Source organism: Thermohahella caldifontis (assembly GCF_041153465.1).
GTDB classification, from domain to species: domain Bacteria; phylum Pseudomonadota; class Gammaproteobacteria; order Pseudomonadales; family Oleiphilaceae; genus Thermohahella; species Thermohahella caldifontis.
This window is the reverse complement of sequence record NZ_CP154858.1, coordinates 3,192,898-3,218,491: the sequence shown is the minus strand read 5'-3', so window position 1 is coordinate 3,218,491 and position 25,594 is coordinate 3,192,898. Positions and strand designations below refer to the sequence as shown.

Annotated in this window: 32 protein-coding genes and 1 other RNA gene; 16 read left to right on the top strand and 17 right to left on the bottom strand. The window is 61.8% G+C overall.

All coding sequences use genetic code 11. The annotated features are described in order from the left end of the window. Positions 1-11 precede the first annotated feature (11 nt). From AAIA72_RS15640 to AAIA72_RS15620, 5 genes are read right to left on the bottom strand one after another with little or no spacing between them, the layout of a single operon-like run. Positions 12-293, bottom strand: a complete 282-nt coding sequence (locus tag AAIA72_RS15640; RefSeq protein ID WP_369601213.1) for a hypothetical protein — start codon at positions 291-293, stop codon at positions 12-14. Beyond that, positions 260-739, bottom strand: a complete 480-nt coding sequence (locus AAIA72_RS15635; protein WP_369601212.1) for a hypothetical protein — start codon at positions 737-739, stop codon at positions 260-262. The genes AAIA72_RS15640 and AAIA72_RS15635 overlap by 34 nt, the downstream gene beginning before the upstream one ends. Continuing rightward, complete coding sequence (locus tag AAIA72_RS15630) at positions 717-959, bottom strand: hypothetical protein (RefSeq protein ID WP_369601211.1); 243 nt, start codon at positions 957-959, stop codon at positions 717-719. The genes AAIA72_RS15635 and AAIA72_RS15630 overlap by 23 nt, the downstream gene beginning before the upstream one ends. Continuing rightward, entirely contained in the window at positions 956-2,542 is a 1,587-nt protein-coding gene (locus AAIA72_RS15625) for an ABC transporter substrate-binding protein (protein WP_369601210.1), read from the bottom strand. The genes AAIA72_RS15630 and AAIA72_RS15625 overlap by 4 nt, the downstream gene beginning before the upstream one ends. After that, positions 2,539-3,435: a LysR family transcriptional regulator ArgP gene (locus AAIA72_RS15620; protein WP_369601209.1), complete on the bottom strand. Its 897-nt coding sequence runs from the start codon at positions 3,433-3,435 to the stop codon at positions 2,539-2,541. The genes AAIA72_RS15625 and AAIA72_RS15620 overlap by 4 nt, the downstream gene beginning before the upstream one ends. A 92-nt stretch (positions 3,436-3,527) precedes the next feature. Between AAIA72_RS15620 and AAIA72_RS15615 the strand changes: the two genes are divergently transcribed. Next, complete coding sequence (locus tag AAIA72_RS15615) at positions 3,528-4,166, top strand: LysE/ArgO family amino acid transporter (protein ID WP_369601208.1); 639 nt, start codon at positions 3,528-3,530, stop codon at positions 4,164-4,166. Between the two features lie 2 nt (positions 4,167-4,168). On the opposite strand, the gene AAIA72_RS15610 is transcribed toward AAIA72_RS15615, so the two are convergent. The 5 genes from AAIA72_RS15610 to AAIA72_RS15590 form a co-directional block, all read right to left on the bottom strand. After that, the gene (locus AAIA72_RS15610; RefSeq protein WP_369601207.1) at positions 4,169-4,546 is read right to left on the bottom strand and encodes a DMT family transporter; all 378 of its coding nucleotides are present in this window, start codon (positions 4,544-4,546) and stop codon (positions 4,169-4,171) included. A gap of 29 nt (positions 4,547-4,575) precedes the next feature. Next, positions 4,576-5,037, bottom strand: a complete 462-nt coding sequence (locus AAIA72_RS15605) for a DMT family transporter (RefSeq protein WP_369601206.1) — start codon at positions 5,035-5,037, stop codon at positions 4,576-4,578. Positions 5,038-5,042: 5 nt separating this feature from the next. After that, entirely contained in the window at positions 5,043-6,662 is a 1,620-nt protein-coding gene (locus AAIA72_RS15600; protein WP_369601205.1) for an NAD-dependent malic enzyme, read from the bottom strand. A gap of 112 nt (positions 6,663-6,774) precedes the next feature. After that, the gene (locus AAIA72_RS15595; RefSeq protein ID WP_369601204.1) at positions 6,775-8,061 is read right to left on the bottom strand and encodes a hypothetical protein; all 1,287 of its coding nucleotides are present in this window, start codon (positions 8,059-8,061) and stop codon (positions 6,775-6,777) included. Between the two features lie 101 nt (positions 8,062-8,162). Continuing rightward, the gene (locus AAIA72_RS15590; protein ID WP_369601203.1) at positions 8,163-9,602 is read right to left on the bottom strand and encodes a wax ester/triacylglycerol synthase family O-acyltransferase; all 1,440 of its coding nucleotides are present in this window, start codon (positions 9,600-9,602) and stop codon (positions 8,163-8,165) included. Positions 9,603-9,865: 263 nt separating this feature from the next. On the opposite strand from AAIA72_RS15590, the gene AAIA72_RS15585 reads away from it, so the two are divergent. Then, complete coding sequence (locus AAIA72_RS15585; protein WP_369601202.1) at positions 9,866-10,789, top strand: alpha/beta hydrolase; 924 nt, start codon at positions 9,866-9,868, stop codon at positions 10,787-10,789. A 60-nt stretch (positions 10,790-10,849) separates the two neighbouring features. After that, entirely contained in the window at positions 10,850-11,650 is an 801-nt protein-coding gene (locus AAIA72_RS15580; protein ID WP_369601201.1) for a hypothetical protein, read from the top strand. Here AAIA72_RS15580 and AAIA72_RS15575 read toward each other — a convergent pair. Beyond that, entirely contained in the window at positions 11,610-11,894 is a 285-nt protein-coding gene (locus AAIA72_RS15575) for a polyhydroxyalkanoic acid system family protein (RefSeq protein WP_369601200.1), read from the bottom strand. The two genes, AAIA72_RS15580 and AAIA72_RS15575, sit on opposite strands and share 41 nt — an antisense overlap. A 138-nt stretch (positions 11,895-12,032) precedes the next feature. On the opposite strand from AAIA72_RS15575, the gene ubiE reads away from it, so the two are divergent. The 9 genes from ubiE to AAIA72_RS15530 all read left to right on the top strand — a co-directional run bounded on the left by ubiE (position 12,033) and on the right by AAIA72_RS15530 (position 17,915). Continuing rightward, on the top strand, positions 12,033-12,779 hold the full coding sequence (gene ubiE / locus AAIA72_RS15570) for a bifunctional demethylmenaquinone methyltransferase/2-methoxy-6-polyprenyl-1,4-benzoquinol methylase UbiE (RefSeq protein ID WP_369601199.1): 747 nt from the start codon (positions 12,033-12,035) through the stop codon (positions 12,777-12,779). Between the two features lies 1 nt (position 12,780). Continuing rightward, positions 12,781-13,389, top strand: coding sequence for an SCP2 domain-containing protein (locus tag AAIA72_RS15565; RefSeq protein WP_369601198.1), 609 nt, complete (start codon positions 12,781-12,783; stop codon positions 13,387-13,389). Next, a complete protein-coding gene (ubiB, locus tag AAIA72_RS15560; RefSeq protein WP_369601197.1) occupies positions 13,386-15,035 on the top strand; it encodes a ubiquinone biosynthesis regulatory protein kinase UbiB in 1,650 nt (549 codons plus the stop codon). Before AAIA72_RS15565 ends, ubiB begins: the two co-directional genes overlap by 4 nt. Continuing rightward, on the top strand, positions 15,028-15,435 hold the full coding sequence (gene hisI / locus AAIA72_RS15555; RefSeq protein ID WP_369601196.1) for a phosphoribosyl-AMP cyclohydrolase: 408 nt from the start codon (positions 15,028-15,030) through the stop codon (positions 15,433-15,435). The genes ubiB and hisI overlap by 8 nt, the downstream gene beginning before the upstream one ends. Then, a complete protein-coding gene (locus AAIA72_RS15550; protein WP_369601195.1) occupies positions 15,425-15,763 on the top strand; it encodes a phosphoribosyl-ATP diphosphatase in 339 nt (112 codons plus the stop codon). The genes hisI and AAIA72_RS15550 overlap by 11 nt, the downstream gene beginning before the upstream one ends. 112 nt (positions 15,764-15,875) lie before the next feature. Then, entirely contained in the window at positions 15,876-16,124 is a 249-nt protein-coding gene (gene tatA / locus AAIA72_RS15545) for a Sec-independent protein translocase subunit TatA (RefSeq protein WP_369601194.1), read from the top strand. Between the two features lie 3 nt (positions 16,125-16,127). Further along, positions 16,128-16,442, top strand: coding sequence for a Sec-independent protein translocase protein TatB (gene tatB, locus AAIA72_RS15540; protein ID WP_369601193.1), 315 nt, complete (start codon positions 16,128-16,130; stop codon positions 16,440-16,442). Next, positions 16,435-17,196: a twin-arginine translocase subunit TatC gene (tatC, locus tag AAIA72_RS15535; RefSeq protein ID WP_369601192.1), complete on the top strand. Its 762-nt coding sequence runs from the start codon at positions 16,435-16,437 to the stop codon at positions 17,194-17,196. Before tatB ends, tatC begins: the two co-directional genes overlap by 8 nt. Then, on the top strand, positions 17,193-17,915 hold the full coding sequence (locus AAIA72_RS15530) for a 16S rRNA (uracil(1498)-N(3))-methyltransferase (protein WP_369601191.1): 723 nt from the start codon (positions 17,193-17,195) through the stop codon (positions 17,913-17,915). Before tatC ends, AAIA72_RS15530 begins: the two co-directional genes overlap by 4 nt. Here AAIA72_RS15530 and AAIA72_RS15525 read toward each other — a convergent pair. From AAIA72_RS15525 to AAIA72_RS15510, 4 genes are read right to left on the bottom strand one after another with little or no spacing between them, the layout of a single operon-like run. Next, on the bottom strand, positions 17,866-19,143 hold the full coding sequence (locus tag AAIA72_RS15525; RefSeq protein ID WP_369601190.1) for an FAD-dependent monooxygenase: 1,278 nt from the start codon (positions 19,141-19,143) through the stop codon (positions 17,866-17,868). The genes AAIA72_RS15530 and AAIA72_RS15525 overlap by 50 nt on opposite strands. Beyond that, positions 19,136-20,374, bottom strand: a complete 1,239-nt coding sequence (ubiH, locus tag AAIA72_RS15520; RefSeq protein WP_369601189.1) for a 2-octaprenyl-6-methoxyphenyl hydroxylase — start codon at positions 20,372-20,374, stop codon at positions 19,136-19,138. Before ubiH ends, AAIA72_RS15525 begins: the two co-directional genes overlap by 8 nt. After that, a complete protein-coding gene (gene pepP, locus AAIA72_RS15515) occupies positions 20,374-21,702 on the bottom strand; it encodes a Xaa-Pro aminopeptidase (protein ID WP_369601188.1) in 1,329 nt (442 codons plus the stop codon). The genes ubiH and pepP overlap by 1 nt, the downstream gene beginning before the upstream one ends. 10 nt (positions 21,703-21,712) lie before the next feature. Beyond that, positions 21,713-22,258: a UPF0149 family protein gene (locus tag AAIA72_RS15510; RefSeq protein WP_369601187.1), complete on the bottom strand. Its 546-nt coding sequence runs from the start codon at positions 22,256-22,258 to the stop codon at positions 21,713-21,715. 148 nt (positions 22,259-22,406) lie between these two features. On the opposite strand from AAIA72_RS15510, the gene AAIA72_RS15505 reads away from it, so the two are divergent. The 4 genes from AAIA72_RS15505 to AAIA72_RS15490 all read left to right on the top strand — a co-directional run bounded on the left by AAIA72_RS15505 (position 22,407) and on the right by AAIA72_RS15490 (position 23,758). Then, positions 22,407-22,613, top strand: a complete 207-nt coding sequence (locus tag AAIA72_RS15505; RefSeq protein ID WP_369601186.1) for a TIGR02449 family protein — start codon at positions 22,407-22,409, stop codon at positions 22,611-22,613. A 2-nt stretch (positions 22,614-22,615) separates the two neighbouring features. Beyond that, positions 22,616-22,906 (top strand): cell division protein ZapA, encoded by a 291-nt coding sequence (locus AAIA72_RS15500; RefSeq protein ID WP_369601185.1) that lies wholly within the window; start codon positions 22,616-22,618, stop codon positions 22,904-22,906. Between the two features lie 51 nt (positions 22,907-22,957). Then, positions 22,958-23,138: non-coding RNA, 6S RNA (gene ssrS / locus AAIA72_RS15495), on the top strand. An 8-nt stretch (positions 23,139-23,146) separates the two neighbouring features. After that, positions 23,147-23,758: a 5-formyltetrahydrofolate cyclo-ligase gene (locus AAIA72_RS15490; RefSeq protein WP_369601184.1), complete on the top strand. Its 612-nt coding sequence runs from the start codon at positions 23,147-23,149 to the stop codon at positions 23,756-23,758. Here the strand turns inward: AAIA72_RS15490 and AAIA72_RS15485 are convergent. Both AAIA72_RS15485 and ilvA read right to left on the bottom strand, forming a co-directional pair. Next, on the bottom strand, positions 23,740-23,892 hold the full coding sequence (locus AAIA72_RS15485; protein WP_369601183.1) for a hypothetical protein: 153 nt from the start codon (positions 23,890-23,892) through the stop codon (positions 23,740-23,742). The genes AAIA72_RS15490 and AAIA72_RS15485 overlap by 19 nt on opposite strands. 79 nt (positions 23,893-23,971) lie before the next feature. Beyond that, complete coding sequence (gene ilvA, locus AAIA72_RS15480) at positions 23,972-25,540, bottom strand: threonine ammonia-lyase, biosynthetic (RefSeq protein WP_369601182.1); 1,569 nt, start codon at positions 25,538-25,540, stop codon at positions 23,972-23,974. Between the last annotated feature and the right edge of the window lie 54 nt (positions 25,541-25,594).

Below are 25,594 nucleotides of genomic sequence, written 5' to 3'. Positions count from 1 at the left end.
CTCCCGTCCTTTCAGTTGGCGAAAAACGCCGCATACAACCGATCCACTTCACCAGAAGCGTACATGCGGGTCAGTTCCGTTTGCAGGCGCGCCTGCACGTCCGGGGCCAGATCCCGATGACAACCCATGGCCCGTACAGTCGTGAAGAAAACCAGCGCCGGCTCCCCCAGTCTGACACCTTTCTGCCGGGCCATCCAGTCCGCAGAAACCGTATCGGAAACCCAGACACCAATTCTCCCGCGCAGCAGTTTTTCCAGATTCAGGGCATTCCGGGGGGCGTATTCCACACGCATGCCAAAGGATTCGAGATATTCCCCAGGCCACTGCCGAGATAGGTTCCCAGCGTATAGGGACGCAGATCGTCCAGGGTGATGATTTTGGGCTGTTGGCCGGGCGGAAAGTAGGCACCATGCCGGGAGATGCTGACCGGGCTGATCCAAACGTATTGTGCTTCCCGCTCCTGACTGCGCTCGATGGGAAACACGCAACTTCCGGGGGTGGTCCGGGCCATGAGCAGCGCCCGCTTCGGGGGCAGCAGAGAGAGTCGCCAATCGATACCCGCCCGCTCGAACAGGCGCGTCATCACACGGATGAGCACCCCGTCCGGTTTCCCTTCGCCAAACATGACCAGAGGCGGCTCATCGTAACTGAAAACCCGCAAGGGTGTTTCGGCATGCAGCCAGGCACTTGCCAGGCCCAGCCACAAAACGAGCAGGCTAGCGCCAGACCTTGATTGCATCTTCATAAGGCAATGTCACCCCTTTTTCCGGTTCATCCATGGCCGGCCAGGGTGCACCGGGCCGCTTCAGCCAGACCTCTTCGGGTTCCGGATCATTGAGTACCGGCGCGCATTTGAGGGATGGCTCGCGGGCCATCCGAGCCAGCGATTCATCCATGGACCGGGCCAGTCCCTGCATGGCCTCGGCGGCCGTCACCCGACCTTCAACCGCCCGACTCACGTGCTGCCACCAAAAGCCGGCAAGCCGGGCATAGTCCGGCACATTGGTTCCCGTGGGGGTCCACACGTTTCGCCCCCGGATCGGTAGAACTCGACCAATCCCCCCAGATATGGGGCCCGCTCGGTCATCACATCCGAATCAATATCCGATTTGCGGATGGGGGTCAGGCCCACCAGCGTCTTTTTCAGGGAGACCGTCCGGGACACGGTAAACTGGGCATACAGCCAGGCAGCCTTGCGCCGCTCATCCGGGGTCTGGCGAAGAAATGTCCAGCTTCCCGCATCCTGGTAGCCCAGCTTCATGCCGGGTTGCCAGTACTTGCCATGAGGCGAAGGCGCCATGCGCCATCTGGGCGTGCCGTCCTCGTTCATCACCGGCAGCCCGGGGCGGGTGAGTGACGCGGTAAAGGCGGTATACCAGAAAATCTGCTGCGCAATCTGCCCGCGTCCGGGCCAGTCTCCCGCCTCGGTAAAGTTGAGCGTTTTGGCTTCAGGTGGCGCATACCGGTTCAGCCAGTCCAGGAATGTCTGGAGCGCATAGATGGCCGCAGGACTGTCCACTGCACCGCCCCGCGCGACACTCGCTCCCACGGGCTGACAGCCGATGACACGTATACCCCAGTCATCCACCGGATAACCGTTCGGCAATCCCTTGTCACTGGCGCCCGCCATGGACAGCCAGGCATCGGAAATCCGCCAGCCAAGGGACGGATCCGTCCGCGCATAATCCATGTGTCCCCAGACCCGCTTGCCGTCAATCTCCCTCACGTGCACGGTAAAGAACTCGGCAATGTCGCGATACGCCGCCCAGTTCTGAGGCACGCCGAGTTCATATCCGTAAAGCGCCCTGAAGCGCTCCCGGAGATCGGGACGCCGGAACCAGTCATCACGATACCAGTAGAGATTCGCGAACTGCTGATCCGGAAGCTGATAGATCCGGCCATCCGGACCGGTCGTAAAATCCAGTCCGATAAAGTCCTGCAGATCCAGCGTCGGCAGGGTTGTCGCCGGATCCTTCGTCAACTCGTCAATGGGGACGACGTGGCCGGACCGGAAATGATAACCGATGAAGTCACTGTCATTGATGTACGCATCGTACAGATTGATACCGGTCTGTATCTGCGTCTGCAGCTTCTTGATGACATCATCCTCACCGGTCAGCTCGTGCACCACATGAATGCCTGTCAGTCGGTAGAACACGCGCGCCAAGGTGCTGGCTTCAAACTTGTGGGTGTCTATCCGCTCGGATACCACCCGGATCGTCATGCCACGGTAAGGTCGGGCGGCCTCTGCAAACCAGCGCAGTTCCGCCTCTTGCTGCGCAGGCGTCAGGGTGGACGGAGTGAACAGGCTGATCCAGTCGGTCATGTCCTCGGCAAGGTTGTCTGCCATCGCGGTGCAGGTGCTGATCCATAGGCCAAGCGCCCAGGCGCATCCTTTTTTCCAACCGATCATGACCATCACTTTTGCCGCACCCTTGCGGGCCTCATACTGCCACATCTGTCCGTTTCCACCTGCCGCCAGAGCATCGACCAGCATGAGCCAGAGTATAGCCCAGCGGCTTTCCGACCGCCCGCCTTTCAAACGGACGCCTCCTGCAGTAACCGGGGTGCGTAACCCAGCAACGCATCCGTCAGTTTCTGATTCAGCGGAGTCCGCAGATCCCAGATATGCCAGTACAGGGGCACCCTCACGGGCGTATCCGGAATCAGCTCCACCAGATCTCCCCTGGCCAGCAACGTACGGGTTTGCACATCCGGCGCACAACCCCAGGCGTAACCGCGGCGGATGCATTCCAGAAAGCTGTCCACGGCAGGCACCCTGTGCGCCACCCGGAGAGGCTCCATGTTCAGATACTGTTTCAGCCAGGTGTTCTGCAAGGCATCCTGCGCAGAAAACTCCACACAAGGAGCGGCCTGCAGGGCCGCTTCGGTCACACCGCCACAGAACCAGCGGTGATGAAATCCTGCGGATGCCAGTGCCCGGTACACCATCACTCCCAGCGGAAAGGCATTGCAGCCGGACACCGGCTCCGGCGATGCCTTGATACAACCAATGACGTCCCCGTTACGCAGCAGTTCATGGGTAACATCCTGATCCGCCACGCGAAAATCCAGCCTGTAGCGGCTGTCCCGCAGCACGGGATCCAGCGCATCGAACAGCCAGGTGGCCAGACTGTCCGCATTGACGCCGATCGGCAGACTGCGCACGTCCTGCCCCGCCAGATCGAAATGAGCAGCCAGTTGCGCCTGCAGAACGTCCATCTGCCGGAAGTAACGCAGAGCGGCCCGCCCCGCTTCCGTGGGTTCCGGCGGCGACGTGCGGCGCAGCAGAACCTTGCCGAGCCGGGTTTCAAGCGCCCGGATGCGCTGAGATACGGCTGACTGAGTGATGCCCAGTTTCTGTGCAGCCCGCTCGAAGCCCCGGGCATCCACCACTGCCGACAAGGCTTCGAGCTGACGGAGATCCACCTTCATAAGACTTCCTAATACCATCTGATTTTATTTAATTTTGATTATACTCCATCACCGGTTAACCTGCCTGCATCGTTTAACGGGAGGATTGAATCATGCCCTGGCTGGAAGGTTTTCTGATCAGCGGATCACTCATTGTCGCCATCGGTGCACAGAATGCCTGGGTGCTGTCACAGGGTTTGCGCCGTCAGCATGTGGGCACCATTGCGCTGACCTGTGCCCTGATTGATGCCATGCTGATCTGCGCCGGCGTGGCCGGCCTTGGCGTGCTCATTAACGCGCACCCCGAGTGGCTGGCTCTGGCCTCGGGAGGCGGCGCCCTTTTCCTCACGCTCTATGGGCTGCGCAGCGCCTTCCAGGCCATGCGCCCCGGTGCCATGGCAACGGCAGGCGGCGAACCGCTTTCACGGCGGCAGACGGTGGTCACGGCGCTGGCCATTTCCCTGCTCAATCCCCATGTGTACCTGGATACCGTGCTCCTCATCGGCAGCATCGGCGGACAATACCCACCATCCGGCCGCCTGGTCTTTGCTGCAGGCGCCATCACCGCATCCTTTATCTGGTTCTTCTCGCTGGCCTACGGTGCGGGACGCCTCGCGCCGCTGTTCTCCCGCCCGGCCGCCTGGCGCATCCTCGATGCGCTGGTCGCGGCCATCATGTGGGGGCTGGCCACAGCCCTCTGGCAACGCACGCTGAGCCTGCTCGGCGACACGCCGCTGGCCAGCCTGGGCTGAACTCAGGTTTCGGCGACCTGCTGGCGCCCGACCCAGACGCCCCCCAGGATAAGTGCCAGACCCGCCCAGGTCTGCCATTGAATGGGCTCGCCAAGCACGGCCGCAATCAGCATGAGTGACAGCGGAGGCGAAAGAAAGATAAGCCGACTGATCCGGGCCGCGTGGCGCGTCAGCCGCAATGCGGACACCCAGAGCACAAAGGTCAGGCCCATCTCGAAGCATCCCACATAGAGTGCGCCGGCCAGCGCCGGCAGATCGGGCCATTGAGGTCGCACCCAGACGGCCAGCAGCGGAATGGCCATCAGAAAGTTCTGGAACAGGCCTTCCACCGGTGGCCGCGGATCGCGTACACAGGCAATCCAGTAACCGGCCCAGAGCACCGTACTCAGCAGCGCCAGCCCCAGCCCCGTCAGGTCAACCGGTCCCAGCGCCCGCCCCCCATTGCCAGCACCGCCACCCCCAGGTACCCCAGCATCAGGGCGGCAATCATTCTCCGTGTCAGCGGTTGTCCGAGCAGGGGAACGGCCAGAACGGCCAGTACCAGCGCCCAGGTATAATTGACCGGCTGGGCAATCTGGGCGGGCAGGCGATCATAGGCTTCAAACAGGATCAGGTAGTAGGCAGCCGGGTTCAGGCTCCCCATGAGCAGTGCGCGCCAGCCGTGCCGGTTCAACCCCCTGAGGGCCGCGACCAGTTGGCCCTGCCAGCCCAGCACGCCGCCCAGCACGAGCGCGGAAACCAGACTGGCCCAGAACACCAGTTCGGGGGGCGACATCTGCGCCAGCGCCAGCTTGAAGGCCGTCGCCACCGTCGACCAGAGCAGTACCGCGCTGAGGCCGAGCAGCCAGGCCCGACGTTCCCTGTCCGCCATCACCATCAGTACACCGGGTTGTACCGGCCGGCCACCAGTGAGGCACGAAGGTCATCCGGCCGTTCCACCCGGTTCAGGCCCAGCGCGAAGGCCCGTTCGGCCACCGCCGTGGCAATCTCCAGCGAGATGTCCTGAATCCGCTCCAGAGAGGGGTAAATCGTACCACTCACCAGTTCGGTGTTGGTGACCTGTTTCGCCAGGGTTTCAGCCGCCACGAGAAAGAGTTCGTCCGGAATGAGGCGTGCCGAGGCAGCCAGCGCCCCCAGGCCGAGTCCCGGGAAGATATAGACGTTGTTGCCCTGCCCCGGCACAAAGCGGCGACCATCTATCGTCACCGGCTCGAAGGGGCTGCCGCTGGCAAATATGGCCTTGCCGTCACTCCACTCGTAGGCCTGCTCTGCCGTGCATTCTGACCGGGATGTGGGGTTCGAAAGCGCCATGATGACCGGTCTTTCGTTGAACCGGCACATGGCCTTGACCACCTTGCGCGTGAAGGTTCCCCCCACACCGGTTGCCCCGATCAGCACATCCGGGCGGATATGGTTCAGCGCGCCCAGAAAGGACAGGAAGGGGGCCTCATGAGCATAGGGCAGGTTGTGAGGCATGAGATCATCACGCTCGGCGCAGATCAGACCATGCTCATCCACAAACCACAGACGCTGCCGGGCTTCTTCATCAGTGAGCCCCTCCTTCACCAGCGCCTGACGAATGAGGTCGCCAATGCCCGTCGCTGCCGAGCCGGCCCCCAGAAACAGGATCCGCTGCTCCCGGAACGGCTTCTTGTGAATCCCGCCGGCGGCATAGATGCCGGCCAGCGCCATGGCGGCCGTACCCTGCACATCATCATTGAAACACAGCACCCGGTCACGGTATCGCTGAAGCAGCGCGTAGGCATTCGGGGTCAGGAAGTCCTCAAACTGGATGAGGGCCCGGGGAAACACCTCCTGCACCGCTTCGACAAATTCGTCCACCAGGGCAAGATAGTCGTCACCCTTGATCCGGGGCTGACGCAACCCGAGATAGAGCGGATCTTCCAGAAGATCGGTGTTGTTGGTGCCCACATCCAGCATGACCGGCATGCACTGTTCGGGCGGAATGCCGGCACAGGCGGTGTACAGCATGAGCTTGCCCACCGGAATACCCATGCCGTTTGCACCCAGATCACCCAGCCCCAGAATGCGCTCGCCATCCGTGACCACGATCATGCGCACATCGTCATCCGGCCAGTTGTGCAGCACGTCACGGATCCGGCCCCGGTGCTTCAGCGAAATGGTCATGCCCGCCTGCTGGCGATAGATATGTGCGTAGTTGAGACAGGCTTCGCCCACCGTCGGCGTATAGATGAGCGGCAGCATCTCGCGGATATTCTCCTGCACCAGGCGATAGAACAGCCGTTCATTGCGGCCGTGCAGGGCCATGAGGAAGATGTAGCGCTCGATATCGCTGGTCTTGCGTGACAGATTCTCGCGAACCCGCCGAAGCTGAGTATTCTGGTCACAGACCACGGTCGGCAGCAGGCCTGCCAGCTTGTAGCGTTCCCGCTCTTCTTCCGTGAAGGCCGTGGACTTGTTCAGGCGCGGATTTTGAAGCCGCGCCATGCCGGTAATCTGTTCGGTGTCTTTCATCCCCTACCCCATCGCAACATGTCAGTGTTGTCCGTGGGGTTCAAGTGTGCGCCTGACGGCAGTCAACCGCAATGCGCGGATGGGCGAATCCGCATAGCGGTTTACCGAAAGTTTACTCCTGAGGCAAGGGGCGCTTGCGCATGACCCAGGCCATGCCCAGTGTGACCGGCTCGGTCAGCTCATCCGACGCATCAAACATCCACAGATCACCATTGGGAGACAGGGCACCGCTCTTGCCATTGACCGTCAGCTGACCATCGCTCTCGACATGCACGGATACCGCAAGCATTCGCGGGCTGGAACCGGCACTCACATCCAGGGTGGTCAGCGTGCCTTCACCCTCGGCATCCAGCGTCAGCACGCCGCGCGCACCGCGCCAGCTGCCGCCGACTTTCTCCACCAGGTGAACCCAGTATTCGCCAGCCAGTTCCGCCTGCGTATGCTCGCGACCCTTCTTCAGACAGATTTCAAACCGGCCGCCTGTTCCCCATTCATCCTGAGGCTGAAGGGTTTCGCCTTCTGCCAGCACAGGCTTGATGCGCTTGTCCACCACCTTGCTGGTGGAGATCAGATCACCATTCAGACCGACAAAACCGAACAACCCCGCCCGGGCAGAACAACGCTCGTTCAGCCCTGTTCCGCCGCCCTCGGGCTTGCACTCGTCCATGGCCGCCAGTTTCGCCTCGGCCGCTTGCTGCGCCTGCTTCAGCATATCATTGGTCAGCGTCAGCCTGCCCTCGGCCGTCACTTCATACTGGTAGGCTGCGGCACCTGATGACCGCCCCGCCGGGGATCCCGAAATGAACTGGTCGACACGGGTTCCGTCAAGAAAGAACTGGCTCAGGTACATGTCCACACCCTCCTGGCTGGCATCTTCCCGGCTCCAGGTCAGGCAATGATACTCACCGGCCATCATCTTTCTGACCGCCTCCGTGCCGTCACCGGTGCCTTCAGTGGCGGCATCGGGAGTCAGCTGCCTGGCAAAGAGTTTCCAGCGTATCTTGTTCAGATCCAGCCAGGACACCACGCTGGCAGTGGTATCGTACATCCCCTTGGCATAGCTGTTGCGGCGATCCTTGAAATCGCCCTGTCCGGTCTCGCCACGGATTTCCATGCCGGCAGTCGTGGCTTCGTAGGTGACGTTCCCGTCTGCATCGGTATCATCCCGAAGCAGATTGAGCAGGCTGGCCTTTCCCGTGACCGAAACAATCAGCTGCCCCCACTGACCTTCCGCCCTGGAAAAGTCGGCTTCGGAGGCATTGAAGTAACCTTCCAGATCAAAACTGAGGGGTACAAACTCCCGATCCTTGAACTCTGGTGTCTCGGTGCAGGCGGCAAGACTCGCCATCAGGCCCACCATGACCCACCGCGAGGCGGTATTCCACACTTTGCTACGCATGATCTGTCCGTCACATTCCGTAAACAGGGATTACAGACTGCAATACTAGAGTCTGGAACCCAAGGTTACCTTGACGGGTTTGGCAATTCGGCACTCGGAGGTCAGCGTGAGACCCGCGCAGGCTGCCAGCCGTCACTGGCAAGGACGCCGTATCGGGACAGGGCCTGCGACATGTGACCCAGCAGCAGGGCCGGTTCCGGCACGTGATTGCGGTCGGTCACCACCCCCAGGCGCAGCCCTCCACAGTAGCTGATGAGAGAAATCCCCGTGCAGATCCGGCCCACCTGAGGCACCCAGAACATGACGTCATGCACCTTTCGGCCCATGAGATAGCGGGGGCGAGGCGCACCCGGCACATTGGACAACACCAGCGATGCCCGCTGACCGATCAGATCCAGTGCCGCATCCCGCAGCCCCGGCATCAGGCCGATGATGCTCATCATGATGTGCGCGAGTGCCGGCTGCCAGGACCGTTTCAACCGCTCCGCCTCGTACCGCACCCGGTACAGCCGCTCCAGAGGGTTGGCAGCATTCAGAGCCAGCGGCACCAGCGCCAGCCCGAAATGATTGCCCATTTCCAGCAGACTGGCCCGTGCTTCGGCCGTTTCCAGCGGCCGCAGGTTGACCGGCATGGCCGCCGTCAGGCGCGAAGGCGCCTCATCACCCCGGCTGCCGATCCAGTCCGCCAGCCCGGCGGATACCCCGCCCAGCAGCACATCATTGACCGTACCGCCCAGCGCACGGGCCGTGCGTTTCAGTTCAGTCAGGGGAATCGTATCTGACCAGGCCACCCGCTTGAGCGGACTGAGACGCTGTCCGGTCAACGGTGAGGGCGATTCGGGCGGCAGGGCCAGCAGTTGGGCAACCTCTGCCAGAACGGCTGCCGCCACCTGCCCCGGTGATTGTCCGTTGTCTGCCAGCGCCATCAGCCGTGCGGCCTTCTCGCTCCACTCACCACTGATGGACGTGATGCGCTCCAGCGCCCGGCGCAGTGTGTCGCGGATGCCGTGGTAGCGAACCGCCAGCCCGGGGTCGGGTCGCGTTTCCGCTGCGCGGCGTGGCGCGAGCGGCCGCACGTTGGGCGCATCATCGGACATGGCGCCGAAAAGGGCCGCCAGTGACAGGCCATCGGCGTAACAGTGGTGCACGCGCATGACAATCACGGACCGGTCACCGTAGCCGTCGATCAGCACAAACTGCCAGAGCGGATGATTTTCCGCCAGCGGCTGACTCATGAGATCACCGACCAGCGTGGCCAGCGCCGCATCGTCGGCAGCGCCGGGCAACGCCACGTGGCGCACGTGAAAATCCAGGTCAAATTCCGCATCCGGCTCCCAGAGCCAGATGCCGGAGTGGTTGACAGGCGTCCAGCCAAACCGTTCGACGGTGAGAAACCGTTCCCGTATCAGGCGGCGCAAATCGGCGGGGCGCATGGGATCCGTCACCGCCATTGCCGTGATGACCATGGGGTTGTCCGCACGTTCCAGCCGCAGCCAGACCGCATCCGCCCCGTTGACCGGTTCCCACGCCTGTTCCGTCATGCCTTGTCCTGCACCATTGCCGTCACCCCATTATGCACCAGTTCTCCCTCTTACAAAAATTAACACACGCGTACCAGTTTCATCTTATACTGGTAAATGTGAGGCCCTGTGCGGGCCGGCGAGCGCCTTTGGACTTTGGTCGCAATTCACGACGCAATCCACAAAATGACACGATCAAAGATGGCGCCCCCGTCAAAAATGCGTTACAAGTTAGAGAACAGTACAAGAATAAATGGCTTCGGCCAGACTGTGGAGGATCTCAGATGAAAGCGGCACACGCTCGCAAGCTGTTGCGGCCCATACCGCAAACCTACCGCGAAATGTTCTCCGGCCGGGTATATACCGTCGGCCAGGGCGCGGTGTCCGTCCGCAACCACAGTGCCGAGGCGGAACACACCGTCATTGGCGTTCACGGATTTCTCGAGAACCACTGCTACTTTACACAGACCTATCAGGCCCCGGATACGGAACTGATTCTGCTCACCTGCTCCAACTACCACATTCCGGTCAGTGGCCCGGTACCCGAACCGGCACCCTGGGAGCGGGAAATCAAGTACGCCGTGGCGACCATCGAATACGATGCCGCCATCCTCACGCAGGCACTCGAACATCTGCCCACCACACGCCGGATTCGCGTGCATGGTCATTCCCGGGGTGGCGCCGTCATCCTGGACGCCATCCGGCAGCGGCCGGAGCTGTTCCGCAATGTGGATGTGGTGCTGGAAGCCCCCGTATTGCCTCAGGGCAAGCTGCATCCGCTGGTCACCGCCCTGCTGGAGCCCGTCAGCCACGGCATGTGGCCCTGGGTGGTGCGCCTGGTCAACAGTTCCCCCTCCAACGTCTATGGCCAGACCTTCTTCGGCAAGATGAACCCGCGCAAGCGCGTCCTGCTGGACAAGCTGTTCACCGCGACCCGGGATCACCTGACCATTGTCCGGAACATCGAGAACATTCTGGACTGGATGGAGCAACACGGCCCGGAACTGTACACGCCCATCGAGCACGGTACCTTCCTGATTCCCAAGGTGGACCGGATTCTGGATCGCGGCGCCATGCTGGCCAGTGCGGAACAGTCCCCGAACACCTGGCGCATCGTGGAAACACAGGCGCAAAGCCACTTCATTACCCTGGACTCACTGGAATGGGTGCCGCCGCTGGACCAGGTTCCGGTGGCAGATGTGGCCTGATCCGCTTTCCCGGACGATCAGATCTGCTATCATGCGCCCGGCCAACAAGGAGACGGGCGCATGTCACTGGAAAAACTGCTGGATGTATCTCCCCGAACGGAAGCGGCTCACCGGCTGCAACGGGTGCTGGTGGCCTACCATCACTTCCGCCAGGACAAGATCAGCCATCCCTGCTATCCGGATCTGCCCGCACTGAGCGCATGGCAGATTGAACGCCTGAAAACGACCCACCGGGATCTCTATTCGGATCCGGCCTATCACACCGCCCTGCACTTTCTGATTGACGAACTCTATGCACCGAAGGATTTCAGCCAGCGGGATGCGGATCTGGAACGGGTGTTTCCCAAGATGGTCAAACTGTTACCCGACGCCGTACTGGATCTGGTGGCCGACCTGGTGGAACTGAACCACCTCACGCAAAAGCTGGACCTGGATCTGCTGTCCCGGCTGACCGCCGAAACCGGCATCGACGCCCTGGACGCGCTGACCTGGGCACAGGCCTATCGCGCCTGTGACAACCGGCCCTTGCGGGAACAGCAGCTCAGACTCATCCATGATGCCGGGGTGGCCCTGGAACGCTATGTCCACTCACACGTCCTGCGCTGGACCCTGAGTGCCACACGCGGGCTGGCGGAAAGCAAGGGCCTGGGCGAGCTGCATCAGTTTCTGCAGCGCGGATTCGAGGCTTTCTCGACCTTGCAGAACGTCCCCGTGCTGCTCGATGAAATTCAGCGCCGCGAAACCGCCATCATGGTGCACCTGTTCGAGTGCGATCCGGCACCGGACTGGCCGCAGCGCCCGCATGCGCCCGATTCGGGGATCAGACTTCAGGCCCCAGAGCTTCATCCAGATGCCGGTTGATGGACTGCTCCACCCGGCTGCGGAAAGGCCGGAACATCAGTCCCAGCTCCATGATCAGACTGAGCCGCCCCTCGGGCAGGGCCAGTGACCCCTTTACGCCCCGACCGCTGAATTCCAGCGTGTCGCCCCGCCAGTGCCAACGGACACCGAACCGCTCCGCCAGATCACGCGCCAGCTCGTCGGCCAGGGCATGCGCCTCTTTCTGGCTGAGCTGGTGTGAACGCTGAATTTGAATGACAGACACCTTGACCTCCATCATGGACTGGCCGCGCAGTATACCAAAAATGAGGCCATTTCCCCGTCGGGGAATACCGTACAGGTGCATCCACCGGCAAGGGACGCTAGAATGTGCCCCTGATTTCACCAGCGCAACGGATTCGGCATGAGCGACGACCAGACCATAGATTTCGGCTTCAGAAAGGTTCCCGTACAGGAAAAGGAAAAGCATGTGGCCCGCGTGTTCCACTCCGTTGCGGGCAAGTACGACCTCATGAACGACCTCATGTCCGCAGGCATTCACCGGCTCTGGAAGCGCTATACCATTGACCGCAGCGGCGTACGCCCGGGACAGAAGGTACTGGATATCGCCGGCGGAACCGGTGACCTGACCATGATGTTTTCCGACCGCGTTGGCCCCACGGGTCAGGTCATTCTCTCGGACATCAATGAATCCATGCTGCAGATGGGCCGTGACCGCCTGATCAACAAGGGCTACGGCCGAGTCGAGTATGTACAGGCCAACGCCGAAGCCCTGCCGTTCAAGAGCAATCATTTCGACATCGTCTCCATTGCCTTCGGTCTGCGCAACGTCACCCGCAAGGACAAGGCGCTGGCCGAAATGTGCCGGATCCTGAAACCGGGCGGACGGCTGCTGGTGCTGGAATTTTCCAAGCCCACCAGCGAAACCCTGTCCCGGATCTATGACGAATATTCCTTCAAGGTGCTGCCGGTGATGGGTGAGCTGGTGGCCAATGACCGGGACAGCTACCAGTATCTGGCGGAAAGCATCCGCATGCACCCGGATCAGGAAACCCTCAAGGGCATGGTGGAAGCGGCAGGCTTCGTCCGTTGCGACTACACCAACCTGACCGGCGGCATTGTTGCCCTGCACACAGGAGTCAAGCCCTGAGATGAGTCTGGATACCACCCGCACGGCCACGGCCATCGCCCTGGAAAACCTCCTCAACCGTCTGGCGGAACTGGATCTGGGTGTCTACGCCAGGCTGCATGCACTGGAGGGCCGGCTGATCCGCATCGAAGTGCGCCCGCTCCCCGATGCCCTATGGCTGCAACCCGGCCGCCCCCTGCGGGTGCTGGCTGCAGCGGACGACGCCGATGGCACCCTGAAGGGCACGCCGCTCACCCTGATCCGCTTCCTCACCGGTCAGCCGGGAGAACCGCCGGCATGGGAAGGCCCGGAAGATCTGTTCCAGGCACTGCACGGTATCTTCCAGATCGAAGAGCCGGATCTGCAGCCCCTGCTGGCCCGCCTGACCGGCAAGACCCCGGCAGAGTTTCTGGCCCCCCTGTTCAACGAAGGCACCCGATTGCTGCGACAGGTAAAACGCCAGTTTCTCGAAGATGTGCGCGAGTACCTGCTGAACGACAGTGGGCTGGTACCTCATCCGGAGGCTGTCAACGCCCTGGAGCGGGATGCCCATGCCCTGGCCAGCCGCACTGACGAACTGGAAGCGCGAATCGCTGCCATCGAAGCCCGGCTGAAGGACCGCAAAGCGTGAAAAGCCTGCGCCGCCTGATCCGCATCCTGATTGTCATCACGCGCTACCGGCTGGACACCTTCATACCGCGCCAGCACCTTCCCCTCTGGGCCCGCGTGCTGGTACGGCTCGGCCCCTGGTCCTTGATGCCGGCGCCGGACATGCCCCGTGGCGAACGGTTGCGCCGGGCACTGATCGAACTGGGCCCCATCTACGTCAAGTTCGGTCAGATCCTCTCCACCCGGCTGGATCTGCTGCCTGACGATCTGGCCCGGGAACTGGCACAACTGCAGGACCGGGTGCCACCTTTCGATCCGGAAAGCGCCGTGCAGATCATCGAACGCGCCCTGAAGCGCCCGGTGGACGAGATCTTTGCCGAGTTCGGACGCACCCCCATGGCATCCGCCTCCGTGGCACAGGTTCACCCGGCCCGCCTGCACTCCGGGGAAGAAGTCGTGGTCAAGGTCATCCGCCCCGGCATCGCCAGCGTCATCGAAAAGGACATTCGCCTGATGCGCAGCGTGGCCCGCCTGATTGAACGCTACTGGGAAGAAGGGCCCCGGCTGCATCCGGTGGAGGTGGTGGACGACTACCACCACACCATCATGGATGAGCTCGACATGCAGCGTGAAGCCGCCAACACCAGCCAGATCCGCCGCAATTTCGAACAGTCCGACCTCATCTACCTGCCGCGCATTTACTGGGACTATACCCGGCCGCAGGTGCTGGTCATGGAGCGCATCCACGGTATCCCCATTTCTGATGTGACCGCCCTCCGGGCCCGCGGGGTCGACATGAAGGTGCTTGCGGAGCGGGGTGTTGAAATCTTCTTCACCCAGGTCTTCCGGGACAGTTTCTTCCATGCCGACATGCATCCCGGCAACATCTTTGTAGATGCCACCCTTCCCGAGCGCCCCCGCTACATCGCCATCGACTGCGGCATCGTCGGCACCCTGGATGACGACGACCTGAACTACCTGGCCCGCAACCTGCTCGCCTTCTTCCGCAGAGACTACCGCCAGGTTGCCCAGCTGCACGTGGAATCCGGCTGGGTTCCCCCCGAGACACGGGTCCGGGAGTTCGAGTCCGCCATCCGTACCGTCTGCGAGCCCATCTTCGAAAAGCCGCTGAAGGACATCTCCTTCGGCTATTTCCTGCTGAGACTGTTCCAGACCGCACGCCGGTTCAACATGGAGGTCCAGCCGCAGCTCGTGCTACTGCAAAAGACCCTGCTGAACGTGGAAGGCCTGGGCCGCCAGCTCTACCCGGACCTGGATCTCTGGCAAACCGCCCAGCCATTCCTGGAAAGATGGATGCGCGAGCGTATCGCGCCCAAGGGACTGCTGGAGCAGGTCAACCGCAAGCTGCCGGACTGGCTCCACGCCACACCGGAGCTGCCTCAGGCCATCTGGGATGCACTCAATCAGGCCCGCCACCTGGACACCCTGGTCCAGCAAGCCGTCCGCACCGAACAGGCTCAGGTGCGTCAGGCCGCCGCCCAGCGCCGGCAGCAGCGTCGTCTCTGGCAGGCGGGCACCCTGCTGGCCGCAACCGCCTGGCTGTTGAGTGGTCCCGCCCTGCCCTGGACCCTCCCGGCAGAACTGCCCTGGATCACCGCGCTGGCCGGCGGCTGGCTACTGTTCAAACCGGAGAAATCCCATGACTGAAACGCTGCCCGATCTGAGCACGGTCCGCTTCAATGCAGACGGCCTCATCCCCGCCATTGCCCAAGACGTCCATACCGGTGACGTCCTCATGCTGGCCTGGATGAACCGGGACGCCCTGGAAGAAACCCTGCGCAGCGGCACGGCCGTCTATTGGTCCCGGTCACGTCAGGCGCTATGGCGCAAGGGCGAAAGCTCGGGCCATGTGCAGAAGGTCCACGCCCTGTATCTGGACTGTGATGCGGACACGGTACTCATGAAAGTGGAACAGGTGGGCGGCATCGCCTGCCATACGGGCCGTCGCAACTGCTTCTTTCTGGAGCGGCATGGCGACCAGTGGGTAGAGGCCCACGCCCCCGTCAAGAACCCCGAGGATATCTACGGAGACAATCATGGCCACTGACATTCTTGCCGAACTGCACGCCGTGCTGGAAGCCCGCAAGGCGGCAGATCCGGACAGCTCCTACGTCGCCTCCCTGTATCACAAGGGGCTCAACAAGATTCTCGAAAAGGTGGGCGAGGAGTGTACCGAGACCCTGCTGGCCGCCAAGGATGCGGAGCACAGTGGTGACATGAAGGACGTGATCTATGAAACCGCAGACCTCTGGTTCCATTCCATGGTCATGCTGAGCCATCTGGGACTGTCACCGGATGACATTCTTCAGGAACTGGCACGCCGGTTTGGCCTGTCCGGACTGGAAGAAAAGGCACAAAGATCAAAAAACCCTTGATGCCCGTCAACCCGGCGTCGTTGAATGTTACGCATAATGCCAGACCAGAGGCGTGCATCTTTCCGGCACAAAATCAGGTACAATTGACGTAAACCGTCAGGAGGCTAAGCACATGGGTGGTATCTCGATCTGGCAACTTCTCATTATTCTGGTCATCGTCATGCTGCTGTTCGGCACCAAGAAACTGCGCAACATCGGCAGCGATCTGGGCGGCGCCATCAAGGGCTTCAAGGAAGCCGTGAGCGAGGGTGAAAAGGAACAGGCCAAGGCGCTTGAAGCCCAGAAGCAGGCTGAAGCTGATGCCGCACAGCCGGCTGAAAAAACAGCGGACAGCACACCAGACAATCAGAAATCTGCCTGATCCATGTTCGATATCGGCTTCACCGAGCTGCTGCTCGTCGCCTTGGTGGGCCTGCTCGTGCTGGGCCCCGAGCGCCTGCCCGGGGCGGTGCGCACTGTAGGCCTGTGGGTCGGCCGGATCCGGCGCATGGTCTCCAGCTTCTCGGAAGAACTGGACCGGCAGATCAAGGCCGACGAACTGCGTAAAAAGCTCAAGGAAGAAGGCGACACACTGGGCCTGGAAAAAATCCAGTCCACGGTGGACGAGGCCCTGCAGGAAGCCAAGCAGTATGAACATTTGACCGAACCGTCAACAACCACCAAGCGCGAACATGACTGAAGACGTCAACCAGGAACTTCCGCTCATCGAGCATCTGATCGAACTGCGCGACCGCCTGCTGCGGGCCGTGCTGTCGGTGCTGATTGTCTTCGGGCCACTGTACTATTTCTCCAACGATCTGTACGCCTGGATTTCAAAGCCCTTGCGCGAGACCCTGCCCGAAGGCGCCACCATGATCGCCACCCAGGTAGCCTCGCCCTTCCTGACACCGTTCAAACTGACGCTGGTAGCCTCCATATTCGTCTGCATCCCGTACATTCTCTACCAGATCTGGGCTTTCATTGCGCCGGGTCTGTACCAGCATGAAAAGAAGATCGCCATCCCCCTGCTGGTCACCAGCGTCATTCTGTTTTACCTCGGCGGCGCCTTTGCGTACTTTGTGGTGTTCCCCATTGCCTTTGCATTCTTCTCGGCAACGAGCCCCGAAGGGGTCACCATGATGACCGACATCAGCAGCTATCTGGACTTCGTCCTCAAGCTGTTCTTCGCCTTCGGTGTGGCCTTCGAGATTCCCATCGCCACCATCCTGCTGGTGCTGGCCGGCGTCACCAGCGTCTCTTCCCTGCGGGAAAAGCGGCCCTACGTGATCGTGACCTGCTTTGTGGTCGGCATGCTGCTGACGCCCCCCGATGTCATTTCCCAGACGCTGCTGGCCGTCCCCATGTGGATGCTCTATGAAGGCGGACTGTTCTTCGCCGGGCTGATTGCGCGGGACGATTCAGAAGAAGACAGCAAACCCGCTGACGCCTCGTGAACCTGCTGCTGCTGACTCCGGAAGAAGTCAATGCCGGTTGCCTGTGGCTGGCGCCCTCGGATCGCCGTTCCCGACACCTGAGCGAAGTGATCCGGCCGGAAACAGGAGACCGTCTGCGCGTGGGCTGTATCGGCGGCCTCATGGGCGAAGCCCGGGCGCAGCGACTGGAAGACGGTGGCTGGAAGCTCGACATGCTGACGCTCAACCAGCCGCCCCCATCGCCCCTGCCCGTGACAGTGGTGCTCGCACTACCCCGGCCAAAGGCACTGCGCCGAATCATTCAGGGCCTGACCGCACTGGGTGTCAAGAAGCTCTGGCTGATTCACAGCTACCGGGTGGAAAAGAGCTACTGGCAAACCCCCTGGCTGGAGCCCGAAGCGCTGCGAGAGCAGTGTCTGCTGGGACTGGAACAGGCGCGTGACACCGTGCTGCCCGAAATCGGTCTGCGCCGGCGCTTCAAGCCCTTTGTGGAAGATGAGTTGCCCGGACTGATTGCCGAACGGGGTCAGGGCCACGTGGCCCATCCCTACCCCGAACAGCCCTCCCCGCCGCCGGAAAGAGGCGCCGGCACCGTCCTGGTGTTCGGACCGGAAGGCGGATTTATCCCGTACGAAGTGAACAAGCTGGTCGAGGCGGGCTGCCAGGCCTTTTCACTGGGCCCGCGCATTCTCAGGGTGGAGACAGTACTGCCCACCGTGATCGGCAAGCTCTATTACTGACGGGCGGCTGGTTCGTGCCCACGTCCGGAATCCCCAGGGCCTCGCACATGATCCGTCGCTTGACCGGTGCCAGGCGGTTGACCACGGAGATCCCCAGCCTGCGCAGTGGCATGAAGCCGGGTAGCGCAATCCCGTACACCTCACAGAAGAACTGCATGGCAGCCGCTGTTCGTGTCACGTCCAGCCGTCGTTCGCGCTGCCAGCCCTGCCACAGCCTTGGCTCGGCCAGAGGCAAGCCAAGTTCCCGTGCACGCGCCAGCACATCCAGCGCACCGATGACATCGCGGAATCCGAGGTTGACCCCCTGTCCCGCCAGCGGGTGAATGGTGTGCGCGGCATCCCCCAGCAACACCACCGGCCCTTGCACAAAGCGCTGTGTCTGCCGGTAACGCAGCGGAAACGCCTGCCGCGGCCCCACCTCCAGGGCATCGCCCAGCACGCCCTGGCTGGCGTCCGTGAGCGCCTCCAGAAAGGCCTCATCCGAACGGGCCATCAGTCCGTCCAGGGTATCCGGCCAGGCCGACCAGACAATGGAGATCAGCGTCTCGTCACCCTGTCCGCCCAGCGGCAGCAACGCCAGCGGACCGGAGGGCAGAAAGCGCTGCCACGCCGTATACCGGTGAGACCGGGCCATGCGGACATTGGCCACCAGTGCGTGATGGGGGTAATCCCGCTCATCCGTGGGCCACATGAGCGTCTCCCTCACCCATGACCGGGCACCATCTGCCCCGACCAGCATCCCCGCCCGGATGCCATCACCGTCAGCGAGCCCGGCCTCAACACCGTCATCGAGAACCTGAAGCGTCTTCAGCCGGGTCTCCGGCAGGCAGGCCACACCAGACTGCGCTTCCAGCGCCTGCCAGAGGGCCCAGCGCGTCTGGCTGTTTTCCACAATATGCCCCAGATCGGGCTGGCACACGCTTTCCGCATCAAAACGAATGGCACCCGACCGGGGTGTTTCCCCTTCCCAGACATGCATGTGGCGATACGGTGTCGCATGCCCCCCGAGCGCCTCCCAGACACCCAGAGCACGCAACAGATAATCGGAGCTGCGTGTCAGGGCGCTGACCCGCACATCGTGATCCCCGACCGTCCGGGCCGGCCCGGGTGGCCGGGGTGCGGGGCCAGCATCCACCACCGTGACCGCATACCCCATGCGCGCTGCACCCAGCGCAAGGGCGGCACCGACCATACCACCCCCCACCACCAGGATGTCCGTTTCAATCATGAGATGAGAATCCTCTGTCGAACAGTTGTCCGCCCAGCCCCATGGCGGTTCGGGCAAACGGCACCTGCAGGGCACGACTGACGGAGAGCCCGAGCAGCCCCAGCCCGCGGGCCGGAGCCAGCCATTCGCGCCCCGTGAAGAGACGAACCAAGGAGTCACTGGCCAGCACCGTGCGCTGCTGATCCAGACGCTGGTCGCTCAGGTAGCCGTTCAGCACATCCCTGGTATGGCACTTATCCGCAGGCACTTCAGCCCAGCGCCGGGCCAGTGCCCAGGCGTCACGCAGAGCCAGGTTGAAGCCCTGCCCGGCAACCGGATGCAGTGTGTGAGCGGCGTTGCCGAGTACCACCAATCCCTCCCGCACGGGCGTCCGACAGGTGGTCAGGGACAAGGGGTAACTGACCCGTTCACCCACCTGATCAATGCGGCCAATCCGCAAACCGATCCGGGACTCCAGACGCGCCGCGAACGCCTCGTCATCCAGCGCAAGAATGCCGTCCAGCTGTTTCTCCGGCACTGTCCACACGAGGGCCAGCCGGTGTTGCCCGTCCTGATCCGGCAGCGGCAGGCAGGCCAGCGGTCCGTCCGGCGTGAAGCGTTCCCAGGCCCAGCCATCATGCGGCTTGCTGACGGCCAGATTGGTCACAATCGCACTCTGCCCGTAAGGCCGGGAGTCAAATTGCAGGCCCAGCTGCTCACCGAGCGCAGAGCGCCCCCCATCCGCGAGGACAAGCGTCCGCGAACCGATCACACGCCCCGAATTGAGCCCCACCTGCCAGACATTGTCCTGACGTGTGACCCGTTCAACCGTTTCACCCAGATGCAGGGCCACGCGGGACTGAGCCTTGAGCGCCGCACCCAGCACCCGCCCGGCCCAGACATTGGGCATCACGTGCCCGTAGGCCGGCCAGGGACTCTCGTCGGCATGAAAGCGTGCTGTCGCGATATGCCCCTTCTGAGAAACGTGAATGTGGCGAATGGTCGCCACACCCGGTTCCAGTTCTGGCCAGAGCCCCAGGGACTCAAAAATCAGACGGCTGCCCCAGGCCAGCGCCGTGGAGCGTTCGTCGAAGGCGGGCTGATAATCTGCCACCGATGCCGGAAAATCACGCGCCTCCACCAGTGCACAGGACAAGTGTGCACACTCTTCCCGCGCCAGCATCAGGGCCAGGCTGGAACCCACCAGCCCGCCGCCGACGATCAGAATGTCATGGGTCTCCGTGCGTGCCATCAGCCGGCCATCAGATTCTGGATCTCATCCACGGTCTTGGGTACGCCGGAGGTCATGACCTCATGCCCGTCCCGGGTGACCACCACATCATCCTCGATGCGGATGCCAATCCCCCGCCAGCGTGCCTCCACACGCTCGTCGTCCGCGTCAAAATAGAGGCCGGGCTCGACCGTCAGCACCATGCCCGGTTCCAGCAGGCGCCATTCATCACCCACCTTGTAATCCCCCACGTCATGGACATCAATGCCCAGCCAGTGACCGGTCCGGTGCATGAACCAGGGCTTGTACGCCTCCTGTTCCAGTGCCGTGTCCAGATCGCCCTGCAGAATTCCCAGATCAATGAGTCCCTGAGTCAGCACGCGTGTGGCTGCCTCATGGGGATGATTCCAGTGGTTTCCGGGCTTCACCGCCTCGATGGCGGCCAGCTGAGCCGCCAGCACCACCTCATAAACCGCCTTTTGCTCCGCGGAGAAGCGCCCGTTTACCGGAAAGGTGCGGGTAATGTCCGCCGCATACATGTCCAGCTCGCAGCCTGCATCAATCAGCACCAGATCGCCATCCCTGAGCGGCGCCCGGTTGTCGATATAGTGGAGCACACAGGCATTGGCACCACCGCCGACGATGGTGGTGTAGGCCGGTTCACGTGCCCCCTGACGCGCAAATTCATGCAGGATTTCCGCCTCCAGCTGATACTCGTAAAGCCCCGGCCTTGATGCGCGCATGGCCCGGCAGTGGGCCTCTGCCGAAATCCGCGCAGCCTTGCGCATGACCTTCAGTTCTGCCGCGGACTTGAACAGACGGAGCTCATGGATGAGGTGGGAGAGCACCACAAATTCACCGGGCGGACGGGCCCCCGCCCTGACCTTGCTGCGGATATGGTTGATCCAGCCCATCAGGCTCTTGTCGAAAGTTTCGCTCTGCCCCAGGGTGTAATAGACCCTGGACTTGCCTTCGATCAGACCGGGCAGAATCTCATCCATGTCCTTGATGGGAAAGGCATCGTCCAGGCCCAGGCTTTCCTGCGCACCTTCGGGCCCCAGCAGCCGGCCATTCCAGCGCTCGAAATCCGGATCCCGCTCGCGGCAGAACAGAATGCTCTCACCGTGCTCCCGGCCCGGCACCAGCACCAGCACGGCTTCGGGCTCATGAAAACCGGTCAGATACCAGAAATCCGAATCCTGCCGGAACACATACTCCGTATCCCGGCTGCGGGTTTTCATGCTGCCGGCCGGCAGGATGGCAATACTGTTTTCCGACATCATGCCCAGCAGGCGATGCCGGCGTTTTCCGAATTCAGACTTGTTCACAATACCCCCGGAGAATGACATGTTGAGGCCGTCAGTGCAGCGTGGAGGATGCCCCGGCAGGCCCCGGCTGGCGCAGTTTCGCCAGCGTCAGGTAGGCATCCGTCACAGCCACGCGCACAAACTCGGTCAGCTCCAGCAGGTGGCGCTCGTCTTCTTCCGAGCCTTCCACGTCCGGGCTGACCTCACCGATTTTCATCAGATCCTGAACCAGATCGGCAATATCTTCATGTTCGTTCAGAATGCGTGGCGCCACGGCAATCAGCCCCTCGATGAAGCCCCGGCACCACTCCGCCAGCGCCTCGACGCGCTGGGAACAGTGCACGGCATCTTCCGGCAGGGCCAGGTCCAGACCAAAGGCTTCGGATTCCAGCGCGGCAAACTGGGCCTCGAAAATGGCGCGGAGCGATTCCGGCGGCTGTTCGTCCGGCATGGCGGCCAGATCCCTGAGCGCCTGCCAGCCCGTGCCCTCCAGCCTGCGTGCTCCCCCGACAATCATGCCGCACATGAGCCCCTGAATGGCAGCTGTCTGACCGCCAGGCAACACTGCATCCAGCTGTTCTTTGATTTCTGCTGTCATGGTTCCGTACTTCACGATGAATTGTCCCTATGCTATCACGGTTGACGCGCGTTCTGACAGACTGTCGGGCACCGTATTACCGGAGCATTTGACCCACTGCCACACCGCCCTTATAGTTACACCAGACCGTTGCAAGGTATGCCTCTCCATGGAACAGAACCCGCTTGATGTGCTGAACCAGCGCATTGACCAGCTGATTGACCGCGTGCGAAAGCTGGAACAGGAAAATGCGCAACTTCGTCAGGCTCAGGACGAGCTGCAGAAGGAGCGTGCGCGCCTGCTCCAGAAAAATGACATGGCGCGCACCAAGATTGAAGCCATGATCAGTCGACTCAAAGCCATGGAGCAACGCTGAAAATGACCCAGAACACTGTCAGCCTCACCATTCTGGACAAGGAATACCTGATTGCCAGTCCGCCCGAAGCGGAAGCGGGCCTCCGGATGGCGGCGCGCCTGCTCAATGAACGCATGAAACAGATCCGGACCAGCGGACGCGTACTGGGCACGGATCGTATCGCCGTGATGGCCGCACTGAACCTGACCTACGAGTTGCTGAATGGACAGGCCGCCTCGGCAGCGCATCAGGATGCCATTCGTCAGATGATCGACAAGATCGAAGCCGTCCTGCCGGACGAGCCCGCCGCGTAAAATGATGTAAATCAGGGTTCACTGTGGCAAAAATTCTGTATAATGACTCCACGTTCCCTGAGGTGTGCGCCAGTTGGAAAGGTCCTCGAGCCGATGAATTCACACCCAGGTTGCCACCACGGTGCAATGTGTGCATGTCCCGCCACAGGGAAAGCCTGATTTGCACCGGCGGCGACCACCTTGAACCCCAGGGTTCAAGGGCTGCCTCCGACAGCGGCATTTTGGGGAACGTCTTCCTCCATGACCTCTCTCTCTGAAGCCAAGCGCGAAATCCGCCGGCTGATGCGTCGGAAGCGGCAGCAATTATCTCCCGGACAACGCCGCAAGGCCGGTCGCGGACTGGCCCGCAAGGCAACCCGACTGCTGCGCAGTCATCGCAAGCCCCACATTGCCCTCTATTTCAGCAGCGATGGCGAAATCCCGACCCAGCCCTTGCTGGCCGCATTGCTGAACCAAGGGATTAACGTTTATCTTCCTGTTCTGCATCCGGTCTACCACAATCGCCTGTGGTTTGTGCGCTACCGCAAGGGCGACACCCTGCGGCCGAATCGTTACGGGATTCCGGAGCCCATCCTCAGAAGCCACCGCCGGCGCACACCCTGGTCGCTGACACACGTATGCCTGCCGCTGGTTGCCTTTGACGACGAAGGATTCCGACTCGGAATGGGTGGCGGATACTATGACAGGACTTTTGATCCCCGCAGGCCGGCACCACGCTGGCCTCGACTGACCGGGCTGGCCTATGAGTTCCAGAGACAGGAAGAACTACCCAGAGGACCCTGGGATGTACCGCTGGATGCAGTGGTGACGGACAAGCAGATCCGGCTGTTCCGTCACCGGAGAGCGCCCTGATCGGGAGCCCAGGTGGCTGATATCGCAGGCGCATCCTTTCGCTCGGCGTGGGTCAGGGTGGTGACACCGGAAACCAGCAATCCCACCACAAACACCATCAGCACCGTTTTCAGCATGTCAGGTTTACGCTTCACGATGCTCACCGAAATATATGTGAAAATCCAACTGGCTATGACGCCAATTTGGACTGCATTATAAAGACCTTCCCCCAATTTACAATGATTCACATCGATTTTTTTCGTTTTTCCTGCCATTCACACGGTTTCCCATGCCGAGAAACAGGTTGTAGGCAGGATTTCCGGTCTCTTCCCAGTACCGGAAACCCACCTTGTCGAGCATCGCAAGAAAGTCCGGCATTTCATCATCAGGAACCTGAGCCCCCATCAGCACCCGACTGTACGCGGAGCCGTGATTGCGATAGTGGAACATGGAAATATTCCAGCGCGACCCCAGTGACATGAGAAATTTCATCAGCGCCCCCGGCCGCTCCGGAAACTCGAAACGGAAGGCCTTTTCATCGGCAACCAGCGCCGAGTGCCCGCCGACCATGTGCCGGATATGCATCTTGGCCAGTTCGTTGTCCGTCAGATCCAGCGCCTCAAGCCCCTGCTCCCGAAGCGAGGACAGCAGCGCCGCACGCTCTTCGGCCCCACCCGAAATCTGGACGCCGACAAATATCTGGGCTTCTTCCGGGTCACTGTAGCGATAGTTGAACTCGGTGATGTTGCGCCTGCCCAGCGCACGGATAAACGCCTTGAAGCTTCCCGGTCGCTCGGGAATCCTGACCGCCAGAATCGCCTCGCGCTGCTCACCGACCTCGGTACGCTCCGTGACATAGCCCAGCCGGTCAAAGTTCATGTTCGCGCCACTGACGATGGACACCAGGTTCTGCCCCTCAACGCCACTGAGCTGCACGTATTTCTTGAGCCCCGCCAGTGACAGTGCCCCGGCCGGCTCGGCAATGGACCGGGTATCCTCGAAGATGTCCTTGATGGCCGCGCAGATCTCGTCCGTGGAGACGGTCACCACTTCATCCACATACTGCCGGCAGATCTCCCAGGGCAACTCGCCGATCTGACGCACGGCCACCCCATCCGCAAAGAGCCCCACTTCCGGCAGGATCACGCGCTCACCGGCCTTCATGGCCGCATCCAGGCACGCTGCCTCCTCCGGCTCCACGGCAATGACCTTCACTTCCGGACGCAGGTATTTCACATACACGGCCACCCCGGCTGCCAGCCCGCCACCGCCCACCGGCACAAACACTGCATCAATGGGCGCCTTGCACTGGCGCAGAATTTCCATGGCCACGGTGCCCTGCCCGACAATCACGTCCTCGTCGTCATAGGGCGGAATGTAGGTATAGCCCTTTTCCTCCACCAGCTTGCGCGCATGAGCGGCCGCCTCGTCAAAGGAGTCCCCCTTGAGCACCACCCGCGCGCCACGGGAACGCACCGAGTTGACCTTGATCTCCGGTGTGGTCTGCGGCATGACGATCACTGCCCGGATCCCCAGCGCCTGCGCCGACAACGCCACGCCCTGGGCATGGTTCCCGGCCGACGCGCAGATGACCCCCTTCGCCTTCTCTTCCTCGCTCAACTGGGCAATCTTGTTGTATGCGCCGCGGATCTTGAAGGAAAACACCGGCTGCAGATCCTCCCGCTTGAGCCAGATGGCATTGCCAAAGCGGGCAGAGAGCAGGCGGGCATGATCCAGCGGGGTTTCCTGAGCCACGTCATAGACACGGGAGTCGAGTATTTTCTTGATGTAACGATGTGGCATGGGGGTTTCTGTTCTCCGGAGATGTGTGTGTATCCTGTCAGGCCAGCGCCAAAT

Excerpts from the sequence above, each read along its gene's own strand:
- AAIA72_RS15640 (WP_369601213.1), bottom strand. The coding sequence starts at position 293 with ATGCGTGTGGAATACGCCCCCCGGAATGCCCTGAATCTGGAAAAACTG.
- AAIA72_RS15635 (WP_369601212.1), bottom strand. The coding sequence starts at position 739 with ATGCAATCAAGGTCTGGCGCTAGCCTGCTCGTTTTGTGGCTGGGCCTG.
- AAIA72_RS15620 (WP_369601209.1), bottom strand. The coding sequence starts at position 3,435 with ATGAAGGTGGATCTCCGTCAGCTCGAAGCCTTGTCGGCAGTGGTGGAT.
- AAIA72_RS15615 (WP_369601208.1), top strand. The coding sequence starts at position 3,528 with ATGCCCTGGCTGGAAGGTTTTCTGATCAGCGGATCACTCATTGTCGCC.
- AAIA72_RS15605 (WP_369601206.1), bottom strand. The coding sequence starts at position 5,037 with ATGGCGGACAGGGAACGTCGGGCCTGGCTGCTCGGCCTCAGCGCGGTA.
- AAIA72_RS15600 (WP_369601205.1), bottom strand. The coding sequence starts at position 6,662 with ATGAAAGACACCGAACAGATTACCGGCATGGCGCGGCTTCAAAATCCG.
- AAIA72_RS15595 (WP_369601204.1), bottom strand. The coding sequence starts at position 8,061 with ATGCGTAGCAAAGTGTGGAATACCGCCTCGCGGTGGGTCATGGTGGGC.
- AAIA72_RS15590 (WP_369601203.1), bottom strand. The coding sequence starts at position 9,602 with ATGACGGAACAGGCGTGGGAACCGGTCAACGGGGCGGATGCGGTCTGG.
- AAIA72_RS15585 (WP_369601202.1), top strand. The coding sequence starts at position 9,866 with ATGAAAGCGGCACACGCTCGCAAGCTGTTGCGGCCCATACCGCAAACC.
- AAIA72_RS15580 (WP_369601201.1), top strand. The coding sequence starts at position 10,850 with ATGTCACTGGAAAAACTGCTGGATGTATCTCCCCGAACGGAAGCGGCT.
- ubiE (WP_369601199.1), top strand. The coding sequence starts at position 12,033 with ATGAGCGACGACCAGACCATAGATTTCGGCTTCAGAAAGGTTCCCGTA.
- AAIA72_RS15565 (WP_369601198.1), top strand. The coding sequence starts at position 12,781 with ATGAGTCTGGATACCACCCGCACGGCCACGGCCATCGCCCTGGAAAAC.
- hisI (WP_369601196.1), top strand. The coding sequence starts at position 15,028 with ATGACTGAAACGCTGCCCGATCTGAGCACGGTCCGCTTCAATGCAGAC.
- AAIA72_RS15550 (WP_369601195.1), top strand. The coding sequence starts at position 15,425 with ATGGCCACTGACATTCTTGCCGAACTGCACGCCGTGCTGGAAGCCCGC.
- tatA (WP_369601194.1), top strand. The coding sequence starts at position 15,876 with ATGGGTGGTATCTCGATCTGGCAACTTCTCATTATTCTGGTCATCGTC.
- tatB (WP_369601193.1), top strand. The coding sequence starts at position 16,128 with ATGTTCGATATCGGCTTCACCGAGCTGCTGCTCGTCGCCTTGGTGGGC.
- tatC (WP_369601192.1), top strand. The coding sequence starts at position 16,435 with ATGACTGAAGACGTCAACCAGGAACTTCCGCTCATCGAGCATCTGATC.
- AAIA72_RS15525 (WP_369601190.1), bottom strand. The coding sequence starts at position 19,143 with ATGATTGAAACGGACATCCTGGTGGTGGGGGGTGGTATGGTCGGTGCC.
- ubiH (WP_369601189.1), bottom strand. The coding sequence starts at position 20,374 with ATGGCACGCACGGAGACCCATGACATTCTGATCGTCGGCGGCGGGCTG.
- pepP (WP_369601188.1), bottom strand. The coding sequence starts at position 21,702 with ATGTCATTCTCCGGGGGTATTGTGAACAAGTCTGAATTCGGAAAACGC.
- AAIA72_RS15510 (WP_369601187.1), bottom strand. The coding sequence starts at position 22,258 with ATGACAGCAGAAATCAAAGAACAGCTGGATGCAGTGTTGCCTGGCGGT.
- AAIA72_RS15505 (WP_369601186.1), top strand. The coding sequence starts at position 22,407 with ATGGAACAGAACCCGCTTGATGTGCTGAACCAGCGCATTGACCAGCTG.
- AAIA72_RS15500 (WP_369601185.1), top strand. The coding sequence starts at position 22,616 with ATGACCCAGAACACTGTCAGCCTCACCATTCTGGACAAGGAATACCTG.
- AAIA72_RS15490 (WP_369601184.1), top strand. The coding sequence starts at position 23,147 with ATGACCTCTCTCTCTGAAGCCAAGCGCGAAATCCGCCGGCTGATGCGT.
- ilvA (WP_369601182.1), bottom strand. The coding sequence starts at position 25,540 with ATGCCACATCGTTACATCAAGAAAATACTCGACTCCCGTGTCTATGAC.